The 20,707-nt window shown below is 69.8% G+C and carries 20 protein-coding genes; 3 read left to right on the top strand and 17 right to left on the bottom strand.

The annotated features are described in order from the left end of the window. Positions 1 to 175: 175 nt before the first annotated feature. Positions 176 to 886 carry a TetR/AcrR family transcriptional regulator gene (locus ACWEOE_RS18315; RefSeq protein ID WP_452010319.1) on the top strand — a complete coding sequence of 237 codons (711 nt, stop codon included), beginning with the start codon at positions 176 to 178 and terminating at the stop codon, positions 884 to 886. A 31-nt stretch (positions 887 to 917) separates the two neighbouring features. Continuing rightward, complete coding sequence (locus tag ACWEOE_RS18310; protein ID WP_452010317.1) at positions 918 to 2,051, top strand: MAB_1171c family putative transporter; 1,134 nt, start codon at positions 918 to 920, stop codon at positions 2,049 to 2,051. Between the two features lie 21 nt (positions 2,052 to 2,072). Here the strand turns inward: ACWEOE_RS18310 and ACWEOE_RS18305 are convergent, their stop codons facing one another. From ACWEOE_RS18305 to ACWEOE_RS18230, 16 genes are all read right to left on the bottom strand, one after another. Further along, a complete protein-coding gene (locus tag ACWEOE_RS18305; protein ID WP_452010315.1) occupies positions 2,073 to 2,720 on the bottom strand; it encodes a DUF998 domain-containing protein in 648 nt (215 codons plus the stop codon). A gap of 133 nt (positions 2,721 to 2,853) precedes the next feature. Then, entirely contained in the window at positions 2,854 to 3,177 is a 324-nt protein-coding gene (locus ACWEOE_RS18300) for a hypothetical protein (protein WP_452010313.1), read from the bottom strand. Positions 3,178 to 3,212: 35 nt separating this feature from the next. Then, positions 3,213 to 3,539, bottom strand: coding sequence for a thioredoxin (gene trxA, locus ACWEOE_RS18295; protein WP_452010311.1), 327 nt, complete (start codon positions 3,537 to 3,539; stop codon positions 3,213 to 3,215). Next, positions 3,536 to 3,943, bottom strand: a complete 408-nt coding sequence (locus ACWEOE_RS18290; RefSeq protein ID WP_452010309.1) for a MerR family transcriptional regulator — start codon at positions 3,941 to 3,943, stop codon at positions 3,536 to 3,538. Before ACWEOE_RS18290 ends, trxA begins: the two co-directional genes overlap by 4 nt. Positions 3,944 to 3,984: 41 nt before the next feature. Then, on the bottom strand, positions 3,985 to 5,172 hold the full coding sequence (locus tag ACWEOE_RS18285) for an FAD-dependent monooxygenase (protein WP_452010306.1): 1,188 nt from the start codon (positions 5,170 to 5,172) through the stop codon (positions 3,985 to 3,987). A 100-nt stretch (positions 5,173 to 5,272) separates the two neighbouring features. Beyond that, the gene (locus ACWEOE_RS18280; RefSeq protein ID WP_452010305.1) at positions 5,273 to 5,923 is read right to left on the bottom strand and encodes a TetR/AcrR family transcriptional regulator C-terminal domain-containing protein; all 651 of its coding nucleotides are present in this window, start codon (positions 5,921 to 5,923) and stop codon (positions 5,273 to 5,275) included. A gap of 10 nt (positions 5,924 to 5,933) precedes the next feature. Continuing rightward, the gene (locus ACWEOE_RS18275) at positions 5,934 to 6,416 is read right to left on the bottom strand and encodes a MarR family winged helix-turn-helix transcriptional regulator (RefSeq protein WP_452010303.1); all 483 of its coding nucleotides are present in this window, start codon (positions 6,414 to 6,416) and stop codon (positions 5,934 to 5,936) included. A 151-nt stretch (positions 6,417 to 6,567) separates the two neighbouring features. Beyond that, complete coding sequence (locus ACWEOE_RS18270; protein WP_452010300.1) at positions 6,568 to 8,352, bottom strand: feruloyl-CoA synthase; 1,785 nt, start codon at positions 8,350 to 8,352, stop codon at positions 6,568 to 6,570. A gap of 39 nt (positions 8,353 to 8,391) precedes the next feature. Next, entirely contained in the window at positions 8,392 to 8,868 is a 477-nt protein-coding gene (locus ACWEOE_RS18265; protein WP_452010297.1) for a MarR family winged helix-turn-helix transcriptional regulator, read from the bottom strand. A 13-nt stretch (positions 8,869 to 8,881) separates the two neighbouring features. After that, the gene (gene asnB, locus ACWEOE_RS18260) at positions 8,882 to 10,717 is read right to left on the bottom strand and encodes an asparagine synthase (glutamine-hydrolyzing) (protein WP_452010486.1); all 1,836 of its coding nucleotides are present in this window, start codon (positions 10,715 to 10,717) and stop codon (positions 8,882 to 8,884) included. Positions 10,718 to 10,880: 163 nt separating this feature from the next. Continuing rightward, positions 10,881 to 11,471 carry a TetR/AcrR family transcriptional regulator gene (locus ACWEOE_RS18255; RefSeq protein WP_452010294.1) on the bottom strand — a complete coding sequence of 197 codons (591 nt, stop codon included), beginning with the start codon at positions 11,469 to 11,471 and terminating at the stop codon, positions 10,881 to 10,883. Between the two features lie 22 nt (positions 11,472 to 11,493). Then, complete coding sequence (locus ACWEOE_RS18250; protein WP_452010291.1) at positions 11,494 to 12,801, bottom strand: ABC transporter substrate-binding protein; 1,308 nt, start codon at positions 12,799 to 12,801, stop codon at positions 11,494 to 11,496. After that, positions 12,798 to 13,883 carry a branched-chain amino acid ABC transporter permease gene (locus ACWEOE_RS18245; protein ID WP_452010289.1) on the bottom strand — a complete coding sequence of 362 codons (1,086 nt, stop codon included), beginning with the start codon at positions 13,881 to 13,883 and terminating at the stop codon, positions 12,798 to 12,800. Before ACWEOE_RS18245 ends, ACWEOE_RS18250 begins: the two co-directional genes overlap by 4 nt. Further along, positions 13,880 to 14,758 (bottom strand): branched-chain amino acid ABC transporter permease, encoded by an 879-nt coding sequence (locus ACWEOE_RS18240; RefSeq protein WP_452010286.1) that lies wholly within the window; start codon positions 14,756 to 14,758, stop codon positions 13,880 to 13,882. The genes ACWEOE_RS18245 and ACWEOE_RS18240 overlap by 4 nt, the downstream gene beginning before the upstream one ends. After that, positions 14,759 to 15,466, bottom strand: coding sequence for an ABC transporter ATP-binding protein (locus tag ACWEOE_RS18235; RefSeq protein WP_452010283.1), 708 nt, complete (start codon positions 15,464 to 15,466; stop codon positions 14,759 to 14,761). Beyond that, positions 15,459 to 16,292: an ABC transporter ATP-binding protein gene (locus ACWEOE_RS18230; RefSeq protein ID WP_452010281.1), complete on the bottom strand. Its 834-nt coding sequence runs from the start codon at positions 16,290 to 16,292 to the stop codon at positions 15,459 to 15,461. Before ACWEOE_RS18230 ends, ACWEOE_RS18235 begins: the two co-directional genes overlap by 8 nt. A gap of 219 nt (positions 16,293 to 16,511) precedes the next feature. Here ACWEOE_RS18230 and ACWEOE_RS18225 point away from each other — a divergent pair, with 219 nt between their 5' ends. After that, positions 16,512 to 18,617, top strand: coding sequence for a DUF6351 family protein (locus tag ACWEOE_RS18225; RefSeq protein WP_452010278.1), 2,106 nt, complete (start codon positions 16,512 to 16,514; stop codon positions 18,615 to 18,617). Between the two features lie 470 nt (positions 18,618 to 19,087). Here the strand turns inward: ACWEOE_RS18225 and ACWEOE_RS18220 are convergent, their stop codons facing one another. Continuing rightward, entirely contained in the window at positions 19,088 to 20,605 is a 1,518-nt protein-coding gene (locus tag ACWEOE_RS18220) for an alpha/beta hydrolase domain-containing protein (protein ID WP_452010276.1), read from the bottom strand. Positions 20,606 to 20,707: the final 102 nt, after the last annotated feature.

Below are 20,707 nucleotides of genomic sequence, written 5' to 3'. Positions count from 1 at the left end.
CTCGGACAGAGGTCCGGATACCTCGCGGCCCCCGGAAAATCGTTCGCGATTAATCGGATTGGCGCCCGACTCGGGCCCCGGCTTCTTACTGGCCGGAGCCGCTTTTCGGCCCCTAGGCGGCCGTCGGACGTTGGTGTAGGGTCGCCGATCATGGACAGTTCCGACAAGGATGCCTATGTCTTCTGAAGATCTCCCCCGGCTCGTCAAGGAGACGGCTCGCCGTCAGCTCGCCGAGACCGGTGCCACCGGTCTCACGCTGCAGACCGTGGCGGTGGCCAGTGGCGTGACCGTGGCCGACGTGCAACCGTTTTTCGCCGATCGCGACGATCTCCTGACCGCGCTCATCATCGACGCTTACAACACCTCCGGCGAGGCCATGGAACAGGCCGATCCCGGCGAGCGGGAAACGGATCCCGGCGCGCGCCTGCTGGCCGTCACGCGTGCCTTGCGTAAATGGTCGCTCGCGAACCCGGCCGAGTTCGCCTTGCTCTACGGCACGCCCGTGCCCGGTTACGCGGCGCCCGACACCACCGTGGGCCCGGCGGCCCGCACGCCCGCCGCCCTCGCCGCCGTGCTGCGCGCCGCGCTCGCGGCCGGCTCGCTCACGCCGCCCAGCCGGCCGCTGCCGGGGCCGACGCTGGTCACCGCCGAGGCCGTCGCGCTGTTCGGCGGGCAGCCCGAGGCGCCGTACGGCGATCTGCTCGAACGCGGGATCGTCTTGTGGAGCAACCTGATCGGCCTGCTGGTGTTCCAGGTGTTCAGCCGCACGCACGACAGCGTCGCCGACCAGTCGGCCTTCTTCGACTACGCGGTGGCCGTGGCGGCGGAAGCGGTCGGCCTGGCCGTGCCGCTCGAAGGCAGCCGGCGTGAAGCCGTGAACGCCTGAATCTCGAGTTCCGCGACTGGGGTGGTCTGGTGTGAACGCGCTGAAGATCGTGCTCTTCGCGTCGTCCGCGGTGTCGTCGTACGCGGCGTTCCTGTACAAGCTCGCGTCGATTCGGCGCGGCTGGGGTGACATCGGGTACGTGACGATGATGGTGACGCTGGTGCTGCAGTGCCTCACGTTCACGATGGGGGCCGTGTCGCTCAGCGTCGTCACGTTCTTCGGCGTGCAGAACCTGGCCATCCTCGTGCTGCACCTCTCGGCGGTCGCCTACTGCATCAGCGCGCAGATCCTGCTGATGCAGTGGGCGAACCCGCTGTCGGAGGTGCACCGCGCCATCCGGGCGTGGATCATCGCGGGCGTGGTGCTGTGCGTGGTGCTCACCGCGTTGTTCTTCATCGGCAACCGGCCCGGCACGCCCGCCTCGGCGTTCGGCACCGGCAGCAGCAACCCGGTGATCCTCACGTACCTGCTGCTGTTCATCGTTTCGCAGGCGGTGCCGTGCGTCACGATCTACCGCCAGTGCATCCCGTACGCGCGCAGCACCACGAAACCGTGGCTGCGCAGGGCTTTGCGCATGCTCGCGGTCGGCGCGGTCGTGCTGTTCCTCTACTGCGCCGCGCGCACGGTGAACATCGTGAGCCCGATGTTCGGGCTGTCGGTGGGGCCCTGGGCGATCGCCGCGTCGCTGTTCAGCGCGCTCGGCATCGTGATCGTGTCGCTGGGGCTGACCATGCCGTCGTGGGGCGGGCACGTGACGAACCTCGTGGCGTGGGCCCGCAACTACAGCTCCTACCGCGCGCTCTACCCACTGTGGCACTCGCTGTACGAGTCGTCGCCGGGCATCGCGCTGGAGCCGCCGTCGGGCGCGGACCGCCAGTGGTCCGACCTGCACTACCGCCTGCACCGCCGCGTGATCGAGATCCGCGACGGCTGGCGGGCGCTGCGGCCGTACATGGACCGCGCCGACGCCACCCCGGCCGAAGCGGCGGACCAGGCGCTGGTCGAGGCCACGAAGATCAAGCACGCCCTGCGCGCCAAGCATTCCGGTGTCACACCGGCGCTGAGCCACGACAACGGCAGCTTCGACGACCACGACGCCAAGACCTTCGCCGCGGAAGTCGAGTGGCTCACGCAGGTTTCCGCCGCCTACGGACGACTGGCCTGATTCGTCCTTCGTGGACTCGATTTAGGTCTGGACCAGCTCCGACCGGTCGCGCGGCAGGTCGGCCAGCAGCGCTTCCCCCTTGACGAGCCACGAGACGCCGAACGCCACCACCGCGAGGGACTCCAGCCACACCGTGAGGTGCAGCCAGGCCAGCGCCGTGCCGAAGACCAGCCCGTCGAGCACGATCAGCAGCAGCGCGCCCAGTATCACGCCGCCGCACACGCGGTAGACGACGTTGCGCGCGGCCTTGCGCGAGGTCGGCGCCGGATCGTCGGACTTGGTGAAGAGGAACAGGCAGAAGAACGCCAGCGTGAGGAAGAAGATCGCCGAGAACACGACGTGCGCCACCCCCACCACGCGCTCGGTGCCCGTCGGCGAGGGCGGGCTGGTCGGGAAGATCCCGACCCCGATGGCGGCGACCGCGGCGATGTTGCCCGCGATGTCGTCGACCCGGCCGTAACCGCGGTAGGAGACCAGGAAAACGCCGATGGCGCACATCGTGCCGACGAAGACGTTGCGCAGATCGCTGTAGTAGTACGCGCTCAGCGAGCTCAGCAGGCCGCCGCCTTCCAGCAGCTCCTTGCCGATGATCACGACGAACGGCAGCGCCAGGCCCAGCACGCCGACGGCGCGGCGGAGGAAGAGGAACGAGCGCACGAGGGTGTTCACGGTGGCCTCCCCGGTGTGGTCCACCCCAGTTGTACCGGGTCGGCCGGGGTTTCACCGGCTGGCTGAGGCAGGTTCCGCCGATGGTCGGCTCACGCCGAGGTGGGCCGGGCGCCTGGAGACGGCCGGCCGCGCCTCACCGTTGACCAGCCACGCGATGCCGGCTGCGCTCCACGAGACGCTCTGCAACCACAGGAGGGGGGTGCAGCGGGTCGAGGACGGCGTCGAAGAAGAGCAGGTCGAGCACGATCAGCACCAGCGCCGCCGCCATGACGACGCCGGCGGTGCGGTCGACGCGGTTGCGCGCCGACGTGCCGGCCGGTTCGGTGAACACGGAGAAACTGAGGTACGCCAGCGTCGAGAGGTAGACGACGGAGAACCCGTCGTGCGCGAAACCGATCGCTCGCTCGGTCTCCGTGGGCGCGTCCGGGGTGGTCGGGACCAGCGCGATACCGAGCACGGCGACCCCCGCGACGGTGGTCGCCGGCCGCAGCGCTATCCCCCGGCACCGACGCCGAGCGCGCTGTCGAGCTCGGCCAGCAGCCGGGCCTTCGGACGCGCGCCCACGAACGTGGCCACCGGTTCGCCGCCGCGGAAGAGGATGAGCGTGGGCAGGGACATGACCTGGTAGCGGCGGGCCGTTGCGGGGTTGAGGTCGGTGTCGATCTGGTGCACCGTCAGGGAATCGGCGTGCTCGGCGGCGATCTCGGCGAGCACCGGGGCGATCATCCGGCACGGCGGGCACCACTCGGCGCCGAACTCGACGAGGACGGGCTTGTCGTGCTCGAGGACGTCGGTGGTGAAGGTGGCGTCGGTGGTCATCGGGGCTCCTCGTCGGGCTGGTCGGGGGGCTGGTCGACACGGCACGGGTCTTGGCGGGCGGAAGCGTCGGCGAGCTTGTGCATCAGCGCGGTTCGCACAGCGCCGAGGTCACGCAGGCACCGCTCGACCTCCTCGAGCTTGCGCCGGTACACCTCCACCGACGCCGGGCACGCGTCGCCGGACTCGTGGCCGGTGCGGAGGCAGTCGACGAACGGGCGGGTGTCCTCCAACGTGAACCCGACCGTGCGCAGCGTCTGGATCTCGCTGACCAGACGGAGGTCGTCCTCGTCGTAGTCCCGGTACCCGTTCGCCGACCGCCCCGCCGGCAGCAGCCCCTGCGCCTCGTAGAAGCGCAGCGCCCGTGGTGTGGTCCCCGCCCGCCGGGCGAGCTCGCCGATCCGCATGCGTGCGACGGTAGACCTTGACGTGGGCGTCAAGGCAACGCTCAACCCGCGACCGTGCCGGTGTACTCGCGGTAGGAGACCGCGTTGGCCGCCCGGGTGCTCATGTAGTCGAAGACCTTGCGGAACACCGGGCCGGTCAGCATGCGGTACATCCGGTTGCGGCCGCGCAGCTTCTTCTCGGTCTCCGGCACCAGGAACCCGCCCGAGCCGGCGCCGTTCTTGTGGCCGAGATGCGCGGGCTTGCGCAGGCGCTGCTCGTAGGCCTCGAACGCGGCCACGTGGTCGCCGCCCGCGGCTGCCAGCTCGCCGGCGAGGATCTGCGCGCCCATCATCGCCAGGCCGGTGCCGGAGCCGCCGGGACCGGCGCACCACGCGGCGTCGCCGAGCAACACCACGCGGCCCTTCGACCACTTGTCGAGGCTGATCTGGCCGATGGTGTCGAAGTACAGGTCCGGCGCGTCGTCGAGGGCGCTCAGCAGCCGCGGCATCTCCCAGCCCGCGCCGGCGAAGACGTCGGCCACGATCTCCTTCTGCCGCTCGGCGTCCGGGCGGCCGTAGCCCCGCGGGTCGCCGCGGAAGTACAGGATCACGGTCACGGTGTCGCCTTCGCGGCCGCTGTAGACCATCGCGCCGCGACCTGGCTCGTTGAAGATCAGGCCACTGTGGTCGAGCCCGAGGTGGTTGGGCGCGGTGAACGCGGCGACGTGGTAACCGAGGTCCTTGCGGAAGCGCGCCTCCGCGCCGAACGCGGCCGTGCGCACGCCCGAGTGCACGCCGTCGGCGCCGACCACCAGGTCGAACCGGCGGGGCGCCCCGTGGCGGAAGGTGACCTCGACGCCGTCGGGGGTCTCGGTCAGCGAGGTGACTCGGTCGCCGAACACGTACTCGGTGTAGTCGCGGGTGCGCTCGTAGAGGATGCGGGCGAGGTCGCCGCGCAGGATCTCGAGCTCACCGCTGGCGAACGAGCTGGGCACGGTCACGATCGGCTTGCCCGCGGTGTTCAGCAGCAGCTGGTCGCCCATCGCGGTCTCGTACTTCCGCAGCTCCTCGGTGAGCCCCATCGCGTCGATGAGCTTCATCTGCTCGCCGCGGAAGTCCACGGCCTGGCCACCGGGACGCAGCGCCGGCGCCGCCTCGACGACGGTCACGGAGTAGCCGTGGTGGTGCAGCCAGAAAGCGGCCGACGGTCCTGCCACGCTGGCACCGGAGACAAGCACGGTCTTGGTCATCGCTGGATCCCTTCCGGGGGTTCGGCTTTCGATGACGCAAGACTGCGGCCCGGCGCTGACCACGCCCGCACGATGCGCTGACGGTGGTGGTGCGGCGCGGTCAGCGCAGGCCTTTGACCCCCGCGACCAGCAGGTCGATACCACGGGCGAAATAGGAATCCTCGTCACCGCACTCGGCGAGCGCGGCCGAGGAGGCCAGCACGTTCGGGAACCGGTCGGCCGGCAACGCGGCCAGCGCCGCGCGCTTGCGTGCCACGGCTTCCTCGCGTGAGGCCGCGGGGTGCACGTCGGTGGCGCCGGGCTCGGCGGTCACGAGCGTGACGCCGGCGGACAGCAGGTAACCACCGAGCTCCGCGGCTTCCTCGGCCGTGAAGCCGCCTTCGCGCAGCAGGCCCAGCACGTGGTCCGCCACGGTGAGGCCCGCGTCGGACTCGAGAATGCGCGGCGGCACGAGGCCGGCGACCGCCGGGTGGGGACGCACGGCGGCCAGCACCGCCACCAGCGTGGCCCGCAGCCGCGCGTGCCACGGGCCCCCGGTCTCGGGGAGGGCGACGTCGGCCAGCAGCCGCTCGGCCAGCCCTGCCACGAGTTCGTGCTTGTCCTTGAAATGCCAGTACAGGGCCATCGGCGTGACGCCGTGGTCCTGCGCGAGCCGCCGGATCGTCAGCGCGTCGAGACCCTCGCGGTCGACCAGGGCGAGGGCGCCGTCGACGATCGTGTCGCGGCTGAGCTTCTCGCGGGTTTTGGCCACGACCGCGACTTTACCTTGTACAGGGGCCGTCTTCGTCGTCCGCGTGCAGGCGCTTGACCAGGCGTTCGAAGACGCGGGCGAGCACGTCGAGCTCGTCGGGTTCCAGCTGGTCGAAAAAGTACCGCCGCACAGTCTCGACGTGCTCGGGCGCGGCCGCCTCGATGGCCTCGCGCCCAGCCGCGGTGAGGCGCACCATGGCGCCGCGGGCGTCGTCCGAGCAGTCCTCGCGCGTGACCAGGCCGCGCTTCTCCATCCGGCTCACGTGGTGCGAAAGGCGGCTGCGGTCCCAGCTGATCTGGGTCCCGAGGTCACGCATGCGCAGCACGTCACCATCCGCTTCCGAAAGCGGCACCATCAGCGTGTAGTCCGCGGCGGACAGCCCGGCGTCCCGCACGAGCTGCCGATCGACCGCGCCGTTCAGTGAGCGCTGGAGGTGGTGGTAGAGCTTCCAGACGTGCAGCTCCCGCTCATCGAGCCAACGTCCATCGGTCATAGCTCGAGGGTACGCGATTTGTTGACACATCACTGTGTTATCTGCCCCGCCTTCGGCAGGGCGGGCGAGATCACCTTTGAGCCGGCGATCTCGCTGGCGGGTTGCGTCGACAGCGCAAAGGGCTGGTGCGTCGACAGCGTGAGTCGGGAGGTCAGCGCGCGATGATGATCGCGGCGTCCGGCTCGCCGGCGTAGAGGCGTTCGACGAAGGCCGTGCGCCGGGTCAGGACGCGGCGCTGGTTGAGGTAGCCCTTGTCCGTGATCTCGCCCGCGTCGAGGTCGGGCGGGTCGGCCAGCACGACGAGGCGTTCGACGCGCGCCGCGGACCCAGCCGCCGCGTTCATGGCGGCCAGCAGCTTGGCGACGTGCGCCCGCAGTTCGGCGTGCACCACGCAGCCGTCCGAGGTGTCGAGCGGATCAGCGAACAGGGCTCGTGCCTCGGCCTGGTTGAGCCACGCCAGCGCGCTCACGTAGGACCGGTTCTCCCCCGCGATCACCGCGTCGGACAGCACCGGCACGGCCGAGAGCAGGGCCGTGCGCAGTGCGCCGACGCGCACGAAGGTACCCGTGTCGAGCTTGAAGTCCTCCGCGATCCGGCCGCCGAACAGCAGGCCGGCGTTCGGGTCTGCCGACGCCGGCACGGCGGCGTCACCCGTGCGGTAGAAGCCCTCGTCGTCGAAAGCGGCCTCGGTGAGGTCGGGCCGGTGCAGGTAGCCGGGCGTCACGGCGGCGCCGCGCACGCGGATCTCGCGTGCCTCGCCGACCGGGGCGAGCTTGACCTGAAGCCCCGGCAGCGGCACGCCGATGCACCGCGAGTCTTCGAACGGGAAGTGCGCACTCGTCACGGCCGGCGCGGTCTCGGTCGCGCCCCACGAGCTCGTGAGCGGCACGTCGGCCCCCGCGACGGCTTCGAGCCGGGTGCGCAGCGCCGCCGGGAGCGCGGCGGCGGCGTTGAACAGCAGCCGCAGCCGGGAGAAGAACACCCGCGCGAACTCCGGATCCTGCTCCAGTACCGGCACGAGCTGCGCGTATCCGGCGGGCACGTTGAAGTACAGCGTGGGCGGTGCCGACCGCAGGTTCTCCAGGCTGCGGCCGAACAGCTGCGGCGCGGGCTTGCCGTCGTCCACGTAGAGCGTGCCGCCGTTGTGCAGCACGAGGTCCACGTTGTGGTTGCCGCCGAAGGTGTGGCTCCACGGCAGCCAGTCGACGAGCACCGGCCGCTCCTCGGCCAGGAACGGCCACGCCTGCCGGATCGCCTGCTGGTTCGAGCACAGCATCCGGTGGGTGTTGAGCACACCCTTCGGCGAACCGGTCGAGCCGGACGTGAACAGCACCTTCGCGAGCGTGTCCGGCCCGGTCCCGGAGTACGCGGCCGCGAGCTCGGGGCCCGGCGAAGTCGCCAGCAGGTCGTCGAGGGCTTCGGCGCCCGCCACGGCGTCGACCTCGTGCGCCAGCACCACCTTCTCGACCCCAGCGGCGGCGAGCGCCGGTGCGAACGGACCGCCTGCCTCGGCGAACACCAGCCCCGGGCGCAGCACCTTCGCGATCTCGCGGATCCGCGCGTGGTCGCCGCTGAGCAGCGAGTACGCGACGCTGATGGGCGCCACCGGCACACCGGCCGTGAGCGCACCGAGCATGAGCACGAAGTGGGCGACGGAGTTGCCCGAAAGGATCATCACCGGCCGGTCCGGGCCCAGGCCGCGCTCGAGCAGGGCCTGGCCGAGCGCGTCGGCCCGGCGGCGGACCTCGCCGTAGGTCACCGTCGCCCAGCCGTCGCCGGCGCGTTCGGCGATCAGCGGGAAGTCGGGGTCCACCTCGACCCAGGCCCGCAACACGCTCGCGAGGCTGCGCGGGTAGGGGCCCAGCTGGTCACGGGAGCGGAAGACGACGCTCCCGTCCGGCCGGTCTTCACGTTCGATGTCGGGTTCGGCGAACATTCGACCGGCTCCTCCTCGAGACCGCTGTGCCGCACACAACTATTGCGGCTCGCGAGGAACTTGTCGAATGTCTATTTCGGGCGCTTCGGTCAGCCGCCGCAGCACCGCACCGGCCTTGAGCAGCAGCTCGATCTCGTCGTGCTCCAGGTCGGCGAGCCGCTCGACGAACACCCGCGACTCCTCGCGCACCACCCCGGCGAGCCGGCGCCGGCCCAGCGGGGTGAGGCGCACGTAGCTCACCCGTTTGTCGGCCGCGTCGGCCTCGCGCGCGACGAGGCCGGCCTCCTCCATGGCGTGCACGACCTTGGTGGCCGTGGGCTGGGAGCAGCCGACCTCGTCGGCGAGCGCGCCGATGCGCAGGGAGCCGGAGCGCACCAGCTTGGCGAGCACCAGCAGTTGCGTGCGCGGCAGGTTGTCGGGCGGCGCCGCCCGGTGCAGCTCGCGCAGCAACCGATAAAGCGACAACACGAACTGGAACGCCTCGTCCGCGTCGATGTCCGACGACTCGCTCACCATGGCCCCGCTCCCCTCACCGGATACGCAACTCCGGTCGATACAGATCGAACCAGGTCGCGAAGTTCAGCACACGCTCCAACAGCGGGCGCAGGAACGCCACGGTGTCCTTCCGGGCAAGCAGGCCCGCCACCAGGCCCCGGTCGAACACGTCGAACACGGCGTGCGAAGGCGCGGCGAGCACGTCCCCGACCTGTTCGCGCAGGGCTTCGAGGTACTTCGGGTCCTGCGTCGACGGGTAGGGGCTCTTCACCCGCTCGGCCACCGACACCGGCAGCACGTCGCGGGCCGCCGCGCGCAGCAGGCTCTTTTCACGGCCGTCGAACGTCTTGCTCGTCCACGGCGTGTTGTACACGTACTCCACGAGCCGGTGGTCGCAGAACGGCACGCGCACCTCCAGCCCGCTGGCCATGCTGAGCCGGTCCTTGCGGTCGAGCAGGATCCGCACGAACCGCGTGAGGTGCAGGTAGCCGATCACCCGCATGCGGCGCTCGTGCTCGCTTTCACCGTCCCGGGTGCCGGCCTCGGCGACCGCCGCCGAGTACGAGTCCCGCAGGTGCGTGCCGAGGTCCAAAGAGGACCGGAGGTCTTCGGCGAAGATCTGGCTCACGCCGCGCTCGCCCGCCTGGAGCCGGCGCGCGAGCCACGGGAAGGTGTCGGCCTGCTGCACCACGGGGTCGTGGAACCACGCGTAACCGCCGAAGACCTCGTCGGCCGACTCGCCGGACAGCGCCACGGTGGAGCGTTCGCGGATCGCACGGAACAGCAGGTACAGCGAGCCGTCCATGTCGCCGAGCCCCGTCGGCAGGTCGCGGGCGCGCACCACGGCGCGGCGCACGGCGGGGTCGGCGAGCTCCGCTGAGTCGAGCACGATGTCCTGTTGCTGCGAGCCCACGTGCTCGTGCACATCGCGCACGTACGGCGCGTCCGGGGTGGACCGCAACGCGTCGGGCACGAAGTTGTCCTCTTGACCCACGAAATCGACCGCGAAGCTGCGCACCCGCTCGTCCTGGTCGGCCAGCTGCCGGGCGGCCAGCGCGGTGATCACGCTGGAGTCGAGCCCGCCCGAGAGCAGCACGCAACGCGGCACGTCGGCCACGAGCTGGCGGCGCACGATGTCGTCGAGCAGCTCCCGAACGGTGCGCACGGTGGCGTCGATGTCGTCGAGGTGTTCGACGGGCTTCAGCTGCCAGTAGCGGCGCACGCTCAGGCCCCGGCGGTCGAGCGTCACGACCGTGCCCGGCTCGACCTCGCGCATGCCCGACCACACGGCCTCGCCGGGGTTCTTGGTGAACGACAGCACCTCCCGCAGGCCGTCGGTGTCCACGACGGGCTTGACCTCGGGGTGCGCGAGGATCGCCTTGGGCTCGGAGCCGAACAGCAGCCCGTCGCCGTGCAGCGAGTAGTACAGCGGCTTCACGCCCATGCGGTCGCGGATCAGGACCAGCCGCTCCTCGCGCGGGTCCCAGATCGCGAACGCGTACATGCCGTTGAGGCGTTCGGCCACGCCGGCACCCCATTCGAGGTAGCCGCGCAGGACCACCTCCGTGTCGCTCTGGGTGGTGAAGCGGTGCCCGCGCGCCTGGAGCTCGGCGCGAAGTTCCTCGAAGTTGTAGACCTCACCGCTGTAGGTCAGCGCGACCGTGCCGCCGGCCTCGGCCGTCATCGGTTGCTTGCCCAGCTCGAGGTCGATGATCGAGAGCCGTCGGTGGCCGAACGCCGCGTGGCGCTCGATCCACGTCCCGCTCGCGTCGGGCCCGCGGCACGCCATGGTGGCCGTCATTGCCGCCAGCGTCTCGCGCTCGGCCGCCAGGTCGCGGCCGTAGTCCACCCATCCCGTGATCCCGCACATGTTCAGCCCCCGCACCCGTCAGAGAGAAACATTCATAGGGAATGAAACTGCCTGGCGAGGGCGCGGCGCCACTCGGACGAACCGGACGTAAACGTGCCGATCCGGCCGCGCCGCCGGAGTTTCCGCTGCTGAGACGAGCGCGAGAGGTCCGCCGTGACCTGCGTCACGAAGTGGGGTAGAGCCGGCCCATCAGCTCGAGGACTTCCTCGATCATCTGGCCCGCCTTGGCCTTCGACGGAGCGGCCGCGACCTCGCGGCCCGCCTCCGTCGACATCGCGGTGAGCGCGAGCACGAGCATGTCCGACAGCGGCCGGGTGTGGCCGTTGACCAGCGTGGCGTTGGCCGTGAGCCACTCCCGGAACCGCTCGCGGGTGAGCAGGCCGAAGCCCGCCGGGCCGTTGCCCGAGAGGAACAGCCGGGCGAGCTTGCGCTCCTGCCAGCACCCTTCGAGGTAGGCGCGCGCTCCGGAGATGTAGAGCCGGAGCGCGTCCTCCTCACCCTGCGCCAGCGCCGTGCGGAACGCCTTCGCGGACCGGTGCTGCTGGCGGCGGTTGTACTCGTTGTAGAGCGTGATGTACAAATCGGACTTCGCGACGAAATGGTGGTAAAGGCTGCCGATGCTGGCACCGGCCCGCTCGGCGATGGCGGCCATGCTCGCCTGGTCGTACCCCGACGCGGTGAAGACCTCACCGGCCGCCTCGAGCAGCGCCGCGCGGGTCGCTTGCGCCCGCTTGCTCCCTGTCGCCTCCGTCATGGCGTGATTGTGCCGGACGGACTCACGCCGCGGGGATGCCGTTGGCCGGAGCCTGAGGTTGCGGTTGTGTGTAGGGGGTCACGGGACCGTCACCGTCGTCGGTGGTGAGCGGCGTTCCGGACGAAACCTGCTTGCCATCCTTGATCATCGCGATCTGCCCACCGGTGTAGCCGGCATGCGATTCGGCGCTGTAGCGGAACGGGACCAGGCCCGGTCCGGTGAGCCCGCCCTTCTGCAGTGCGTCGACGATCCCCTGGCGCGTCGGGTTCTGCCCGGCGCGGGCGAGCGCCTGGGTGAACGTGTAGGCGTAGGCCATGGCGTAGTAGACGTTTCCGTCGAAGGGCACGTTCGGGATGTACTGGTCGTGGATCTTCTTGAACAGCGCGGTCCACGAGTTGCTCAGGTCGTCGACCGGGGGCAGGTAGGCCGAGGTCACCAGGCCCTCGATGAGGTCCTGGCCCTTCACCGACGAACCGGCCTGCTTGGCGAAGTTCTCCAGCAGCCCCGACACCGTGATCGGGTCGGCGCCGACGCTGGAGGCCACGAGCGCGGGTGAGTAACCGAGCTTCAGCGACGTCAGCTTGAACAACGCGGTGTAGGCCGGGATCGCCTCGAGCACCACCACGTCGGCCTTCGACGCCGCGATCGCCGACACCTGGGCGGCCACGTCGGTGTTGCCCGGCTGGTAGGGCTGGCGCGACACGACCGACCTCTGGTCGATGTACTTGTCGAGGCCCTTCATGCCGTCGCGGCCGAAGTCGTCGTCCTGGTAGAAGTAGGCGACCTTCTTGCCGGTGAAGTTCTTCTTGACGTAGTCGCCGAGGATCTTGCCCTCCACGGTGTAGTCCGGCTGCCAGCCGAACGTGTAGGGGTTCTTCTGCGGCTGGTCCCAGCACGTGCAGCCGGACGCGACGAACAGGTCGGGCACGCGCGAGGAGTTGAGGAAGTCCACGACCTTGGTGTGCGTCGGCGTGCCGAGCGAGCCGACGATCGCGAACACCTTGTCCTGCAACACGAGCTGCTTGGTCAGGGTCACGGTCTGGGCGGGGTTGTAGGCGTCGTCGAGGTACTTGAGGGTGATCTTGCGGCCGTTGATCCCGCCGTTGGCGTTCACGTAGTCGAAGAACGCCTTGGCGGCCGGCCCCTGCTCGCTGTAGCCCGGCGCGGCCGTGCCCGTGAGCGGGATCGTGGAGCCGATGGTCACGCTGTCGGCGGTGATCCCCGGGGTCGACTCGGCGGAGTCGCCGCCGCCCGAGGCGCAGGCACTGGCGGTGAGGGCGACCACCGCGGCCAGTGCGATCGCGGCGGATGCTGGTCGGCGTACGGTCATCTTCTCGTCTCCTGACGGTTCTCCGGCGGACGGGTCTCTTGTGGACGGTCGAAGCGGCTCTTCAGCAGACTGCCGATCTTGCGGACTCCCGACTGGATGCCGCCGGGGAACGCGATGATCACGATGATCAGCACCAGCCCGTAGAGCACGAGCGGGATGTTCGCGTAGATCGCGCGGGGCAGGTCGGCCTGCTGCGCGAGGTCGGCGGTCCAGTTGGGCAGCAGGGTCACGATCACCGCGCCGTACACCGCGCCGGCCAGGCTGCCGAGGCCGCCGAGCACGGCCGCGGTCAGCAGGGACAGCGAAAGGCTCAGCGTGAACGCGCCAGGCGCGGCCAGGCTGTTGACGATCGCGAACAACCCGCCCGCCAGGCCCGCGAACGCCGCGCTGATGCCGAACGTGACGATCTGCGTGCGGGCCACGTGCACACCCGAGAGCGCGGCGGCCTGCTCGTCTTCGCGCACCAGCCGCATGTCGCGGCCGATGCGGCTGCGCGTGAGGTTGGCCAGCAGGAACAACGTGAGCACCAGGCACAGGCCGCAGATCCAGGCCTGCCAACGTTCGAGCGGGAAGCTCTCGCCGAGGGCGAGCGGCGGCGGGTCGGAGGTCACGATGAGGCCGTTGGCACCGCCGAGCACGTCGCGCAAGGCGTGGTAGTCGGCCAGCGACGGCAGGCCCACGGCGAGCGCGAGCGTGGCGCCGGCGAGGTACGGCCCGCGCAACCGCGCCGCCGCCACACCCACGAGCGAGCCCAGCGCACCGCCGACGATCACCGAACCGAGCAGCACGAGCACAAGCGGCCAGTCGAGGTGTTCCAGCAGCAGCGCCGTGGTGTAGGCGCCCACGGCCACGAACGCACCGTGGCCGAGGGAGATCTGGCCGGACAGTCCGGAAAGGACGGTCAGGCCCGCCGTCGCGATGGCGGTGTAGCAGATCTGGGCGAACTGCAGGTTCGCGAACGAGTCGAGCGAGGTCGTCACGAAGTACAGCACGATCAGGCCCAGCACGGACAACGTGAGGTGGCGGACCACAGTGGACCGCTGCCAGAGGCGGACCGGTGCCGCCGCGGCGAGCGCCGTCATACCCGCCTGCCCTTCGTGGAACCGAACAGCCCTTGCGGACGCAGCATCAGCACTCCGATGAGGACGACCAGGGAAGCGAAGGTGACGATGTCGGACCCGAGGTATCCGGCCACGTAGCTGAGCACGATGCCGAGCGCGAGCCCGCCGACGACCGCGCCGGGCGGGCTGTCGAGGCCCCCGATCACGGCCGCGGTGAAGCCGAACACCAGCACCGCGTCGAACGCCGTGGGGCTGACGAACGTGCTGGGTGCCACGAGCACGCCGGCGATCGCGCCGACCGCGGCCGCCAGGGCCCAGCCGACCGTGAGCATCCGCCCGACGCGCACGCCCAGCAGGCGCGCGACTTCCGGCGCGAACGCGGAGGCCCGCATGCGCAGGCCGAGGTTCGTCTTGCGGAACACCAGCGCCAGCGCGGCCATCACGACGAGGACCACGAGCACGATCCACAGGTCGTTGGGCGCGAACAGCAGCTGGCGGTCACCCGCTTTGAACCCGGCGATGCCGAACGCGGGCGGGTACGAGCGCGGGGTGCCGCCGAACAGCATCCCGGCCACGCCCTGCAGCAGCACCAGCAGGCCGAAGGTGACCACCACCGCGTCGAGCGGTGATCTCTTCTCCACCGGCCGCACCAGCACCCGTTCCACCACGGCGCCGAGCACGAGTCCACTGAGGACGGCCACGATCAGCGCCAGCCAGTAGGACCCGCCGTGCGAGACGATCGTGTAGGCGATGAACGTGGTGATCATCAGCATGCCGCCCTGCGCGAAGTTCACGATCCGCGTGGAGCGCCAGATCAGCACGAGTGCCAGCGCGACGGCCGAGTACACGGCTCCGCTGGTGAGCCCGGCGAGGGTCAGGTCGAGGAAGCGGCCCATTCACACCTCCAGGTAGGCGCGGCGCACGCGGTCGTCGGCCGCGAGGGTGTCGGCGGTGTCGTCGGCGACCTTGCGGCCGAGGTGCAGCACCACGGCCCGGTCGGCGACCGAGAGCGCGGTCGCCGCGTTCTGCTCCACGAGCAGCAGCGTGAGGCCGTTCTCCTCGCGCAGCGTGCGCAGCACGGCCACGATCCGGGCCGAGACGCGCGGCGCGAGGCCGAGTGAGGGTTCGTCGAGCAGGAGCAGCTCGGGCCGGCTCATCAGCGCGCGGCCGATGGCGAGCATCTGCCGCTCGCCGCCGGAAAGCGCTTCCGCGCGCTGGTGACGGCGCTCGGCCAGCGGCGGGAACAGGTCGTACATCTCGCCGGTGCCCGCCTTGAGCCAGCCGCGGTCGCGCCGCCACAACCCGCCCAGGCGCAGGTTCTCCTCCACCGTGAGCTCGGCGATCACGCCGCGGCCCTCGGGCACGTGCGCGACGCCGAGGCGCACGAGGTCTTCGGGCGACAGGCGGGTGATGTCGTGGCCGGCGAGCCGCACGGCGCCGTCACGCGGGCGGTGCAGACCACTGAGCGCACGCAGCAGCGTTGTCTTGCCGGCGCCGTTGGAGCCGAGCACGGCGGTGATGGATCCCTGCTCCACCACCAGATCCACGTGGTCGAGCGCCCGCACCGGCCCGTAGTCGACGACAAGTCCGCTCACGTCAAGCATGCGCACCGCCCTCTCCGGCGACGACCGTGACCGGGTCGCCCAGATACGCCCGCTGCACTTGCGGGTCGGCCCGGACCTGCGCCGGGGTGCCGCGGGCGATGACCTCGCCGAAGTCGAGCACCACCAGCGAATCGCACAGGTTCATCACGAAGTCCATGTGGTGCTCCACCAGCATCACGGTGGTGGCCGGCGCGAGCCCGCGCACGATGTCGGCCAGCTCGCCGACCTCCGTCGCGGAGAGGCCGGCCGCCGGTTCGTCCAGCAGCAGCAAGCGGGGCTCGCTCACCAGGGCGCGCGCGAGGGCGACGCGTTTGCGCACCCCGTAGGGCAGCCCGGCGCAGACCCGCTTCGCGTCACCGTCGATGCCGAGCTCGCGCAGCACGTCCATCGCGCGGGCGGCGAGAGCGCGTTCGTCCTTGTCGGCCCACGGCGAGGCGAGCAGCGCGCCGGCGAGGCCGGTGCGCGAGCGGTGCGTGGCGCCCGCGACCACGTTGTCCAGCACCGTCAATCCGGCGAACAGCCCGAGTCCTTGCAGCGTGCGGGCGATGCCGTGGCGGGTGAGGCGTTCGGGTCGCGGACGGTCGAGCGGCCGGCCGGCGAAGGTGATCGTGCCGGCATCCGGGCGGACGAAGCCGCAGATGGTGTTGAACAGCGTGGTCTTGCCCGCGCCGTTCGGGCCGATGACGCCGAGCACGCACCCGGTGGGCACCTCCAGCGAAACCTGCCTCAGGACGTCGAGCCCACCGAAGGAGACGTTGAGCCCCTCCGCCCGCAGCAGTACAGGATCCCCGACCACGCTCACCCCACCGCCTCGTTGCAGTGACACCGGCAAAGCAGAATCCGATTCGGACGCGACGAACAGTACAGACATCTCGCTGGCTTGCCCAGACCTGTTATCGGGCCGAGTTCGGGGTTACCGAAGCTTGATCCTGGTTGTCTTGATCAACTGGGGTGGCCGAATATTGTTCTGGCTAACTAATGCGTGCTATACCCGGCACTTGCGTGGCGCCGCACCGAGCGGCGCCGTGAGCAACGAGGTGCGAAGGTGAAAAACCGTACTTGGCGCTCGACCGCGGTGGTGGCCGCTCTGGCCATGCCGATCCTCCTCACCACAGCGGCGACCTCGGCCGTCGCGCAGCCGGGCGGGCATGCCCGGCTGGCCATCACGACCGTCTCCAACCCGCGTCCCGATCTGGTCAGCGGTGGTCAGGTCCTGGTCAGAGTCACCCCGCCGGACGCTCGCGCGAGTGTCCGCGTGTCAGCCGGCGGGCACGATGTCACGCGGTCGTTCCACGCCTCGCAGGACGGCAGCCTGCTCGGGCTCGTGACCGGACTTCGTGACGGCTCGACCGACCTGGTAGCGACCGCCGGGCACGATCACGCTCGGCTGCGCGTGGTGAACCACTCGATCACCGGACCGGTGTTCTCCGGGCCGCAGCAGAAGCCCTTCTACTGCGAGACCACGGCGTTCGGCCTGCCTCCGGCGACCATGCCGCTGTGCAGCGCGCCGACACAGGTTACCTATCAGTACAAGAACACCGCGGGCAAGTTCGTCGCGCTGGCCGACCCGGCTTCTCGCCCGGCCGACCTCGCTCTCGCGGCCGGCGGCGTGCCGTACATCGTGCGGGTCGAACGCGGCACCATCGACCGCGCGGTGTACGAGATCGCCGCGCTGGCCTCCGGCCCCGCCGCACCGTCGCCTTACGGTGCCAACCGGGGCTGGAACGGCAAGCTGGTGTACACCTTCGGCGGCGGCTGCAACTCCGGCTATCACCAGGGCGCCGGGACCGGGGGTGTGGCCAACGACCTTTTCCTCTCGCAGGGGTACGCAGTCGCGTCGTCGAGCCTGAACGTGCTCGACAACAACTGCAGCCCGATCATCTCGGCCGAGGCCGCGATGATGGTGAAGGAACACTTCATCGAGACCTACGGCCCGGTGCAGCACACCATCGGCTGGGGCGGTTCCGGCGGGGCCATCCAGCAGTACGACATCGCCGAGAACTACCCCGGCATCGTCGACGGCATCATCCCCGGCGTGTCCTTTCCGGACCCGATCACGACTGCGGGGCCGGTGGCGGACTGCCGGTTGCTGAACCGGTACTTCGCTGCCACCGCCGGTTTTACGGACGCCCAGAAGCTCGCCGTGGCCGGCTGGAACTCCTACTCGACGTGCCTGTCGTGGGACGCCACCTTCGCGAGCCGCGCGACCGCGACGGACTCGTGCAACTCGGCCATTCCGGTGGCCGTGCGGTGGGACCCGGTGACGAACCCGCACGGCGTCATCTGCAACTCGAACGAGCAGTTCGCGAACCAGCTGGGCCGGGACCCGCAGACCGGGTTCGTGCGGAACACGCTGGACAACGTCGGGGTGCAGTACGGGCTTGACGCGCTTCGGTCGGGCGCGATCTCCGCGGCCCAGTTCGTGTCTCTGAACGCCTCCATCGGCGGTCTGGACTACACGGGCAAGCCGGTTTCTGCGCGTTCTTCCGCCGACCCCAAGGCTCTCGACACCTTGTACCGTGATGACATCTTCAACACGGCTTCGCAGGGCCTGGCGTCGACGCCGATCATCGACCAGCGAACGGACCTCGACCTGGCCGGCGCCGGTAACGACATCCACACCTCCGAGTGGTCCTTCGTCCTGCGGCAACGGCTGCTGGCGGCGAATGGGACCGCGGCGAACCAGGTGATCATCGCCAACCACCCGACCGCTGCCGAACAGGCGGCGGCGAGTGCTTACGAGCTGGACGCGATGGACCGCTGGCTGACGGCGATTTCTGCCGACCACTCGGGCCGCAGTGCTGCTGCTCGCGTGATCGCCAACCGGCCGCGCGACCTTTCGGACGGGTGTTACGTCTCGGCGACTCAGCGCGTGCAGGAAAAGCTGACCGACCCGTCGTCCGGTCAGTGCGGCGCGCTGTACCCGGTGGCCGAGAACACCCGGATGGCCGCGGGTGAGAGCCTGGCCATGGACGTGCTGAAGTGCCAGACGCGACCACTGGACTTCGGCTCGTATCCGGTTCGCTTCACCGCCTCCGAGAAGGCCACTCTGAAGAAGGCCTTCCCGACGGGCGTGTGCGACTACCGCCGTGACGGCGTCGGCGAGCGCAAGCCCGCCGGGGTGTGGCGGAACTACGGCAGTCGCGCGTAAGCAGGGCACGAAGACGGCTCCTCGCGGTTGGTCGCGAGGAGCCGTCTTTCGTCAGTGGTGGAACGACCGGATCCCGATGCGGGTCAGTCGCATGCCGTCTGACACTTTCGATCACCGGTGTCTACACACCAGCCGACGAGTGACCAGCCGGCGAGCGCCTACCCCCTCCGAAGACGAGGACTACCACTCCACCAACGCAACGGACCTCAACACGAAGTGGCGAGCAACCACCCCTTCCCAAGGCAAGTGACAGCCACCTCGCCAACGCAACGGGCCGAACCAACGCAGGCCCGCATGAACCCAGGCCCTCCCCGGCACCCCGATCCGAAGCCTCCTTGCGGCCGCCGAGCCGTTGTCAAGGCACGCTTTCCCGCCTTGACAACGGCTCAGCGGCCGTCAACACAATCCAGCTTCGGGGTGCATCACCAACGCAACTCGCCCTCCGAGGACCGCTTGGATTCACCCACCCCTCAGAACACCTTCCGCTGCCGAGCCTGCTCCACCAACACCCGACCATCTTCCGGCAACAAGAACCTCTGCGTCTCCAACCGCTGCACAACATCCGCAACCTGCTGCCGATAATCACCATTGCCATAATACAACGACTTCAACACCCCAGCATCAAAATCCCGATGCGTCCCGTACAACACACAGAACGACGACAACGGATTATCAAGATTGGCCGGCGAATTGATCCCGTCGTTCAGCCCGGTCGGAACCTCCACATCCGGCAGCCGAACCCCACCCTGCGCAAGCCCCAGCGAATCCCGGGCGATGTTCGCCGGCGGCCCAGCATCGATCAGAGCCAGGGGTTCCGCACGCCGCGGCGCCACACCCCGGCTGACCCACTTGTCCAGAGCGTCATAAGCAGCATGGAACACCGCCCACGACTCCACCTGGCTCGGGCCGGGATTGGTGCACGCGAACGGCGCCTGCTCCCCGAACTCCCGCGACTGGATGGCCCCGAGCGTCGTGCGGAAGTCGCGAGGGTCAGTGCCAGTTGAATAGGCGGGTACGTGCGAACCGCCGGCGATCTCCCAGGTGCGCAGGTAGTCGGTGTCGGGGACGCGCTTCGACGGCACCCCCGCGCCGCGGTAGACGTCGTTTTCGGTGAAGACGCGCAAGGCCTTCGTGCCGACGCCGGGACGCGCGGGCAGGGAACTGTCGGACAGCGCGAAGAGGAAGCCGTCGTACACGTGGCGCAGGGGTTGCACCGTGTTGTAGTACACGCCGAGGTAGCGGCCCGACTGCGAGGCGCCGCCGGCGTACACGCGGTCGATGCCGAGGTCCGCCAAGGGGTTCTTCTTGCCGCGGCCCTTGAGCAGTTGCGCGATCTGCGTGTAGATGTCGAACGACTGCGAGTCGTCCAGAACGGCACCGCCGTCGGTCACGTCGAGGGAGCCGTAGCGCTGCGGGCTCCACTGCGTGAGGCCGAGCCCGGCGGTGCCGCCCGAGGTGGCGCCGCTGACGCCGACGCGCTGCACCGAAGCGCCCACCCACGTCCAGCCGTTGCGGACGAAGTAGTCGGCGCTGGTGCCCCATTCGGTGTCGATGTCGTGCCCGGCGGTCACGTTCTGCCAGTCGACCACCGCCACCCCGGCCGATTTCGTGGGTTTCACCGGGCGCCGCACCACGATCCGCGTGGTGTAGGGCGTGGTGCCGATCGGCGTCGCGGCTTGTTTCTGCTCGTCGACCGTCGGGTTCGGGTTGTACCGCGTGGCGGTGCCCGAGATGAAGAACTCCTCTTCCTCGTAGCCGGCCTTCTTGAGGTCGTAGGGCGTCGAGTAGAACACGTAGTCGTGCTTCGGATCGCCAGGCTTGCCCTGCGACGGAATGGGACCGGTGATCGTCGCGGGCCCGTTGCCGGGAGCCGACGTCGGGGGTTTGGCCGAGGGCGCGGCGAGCGCCGGCGTCGCGGCGAGCAGGAGGGTGAGCGGTGCCAGGAGGATGGTGGTACGCAGTCTTCGTTGAATGCGGTTTCCGGACATGTACGTCCCTTCACGGGGGTGACAGTCTCTTTCCGGCGCGGCCAGTGAACGCCCGCTTAGTAAGCAATGTCAAGAATCTCGTTCGGTTTTGACTGGTCTCCC

The organism is Amycolatopsis sp. NPDC004368, from assembly GCF_053602515.1.
Note: the sequence above shows the minus strand (reverse complement) of the source record. Positions and strands in the feature narration are given on the sequence as shown.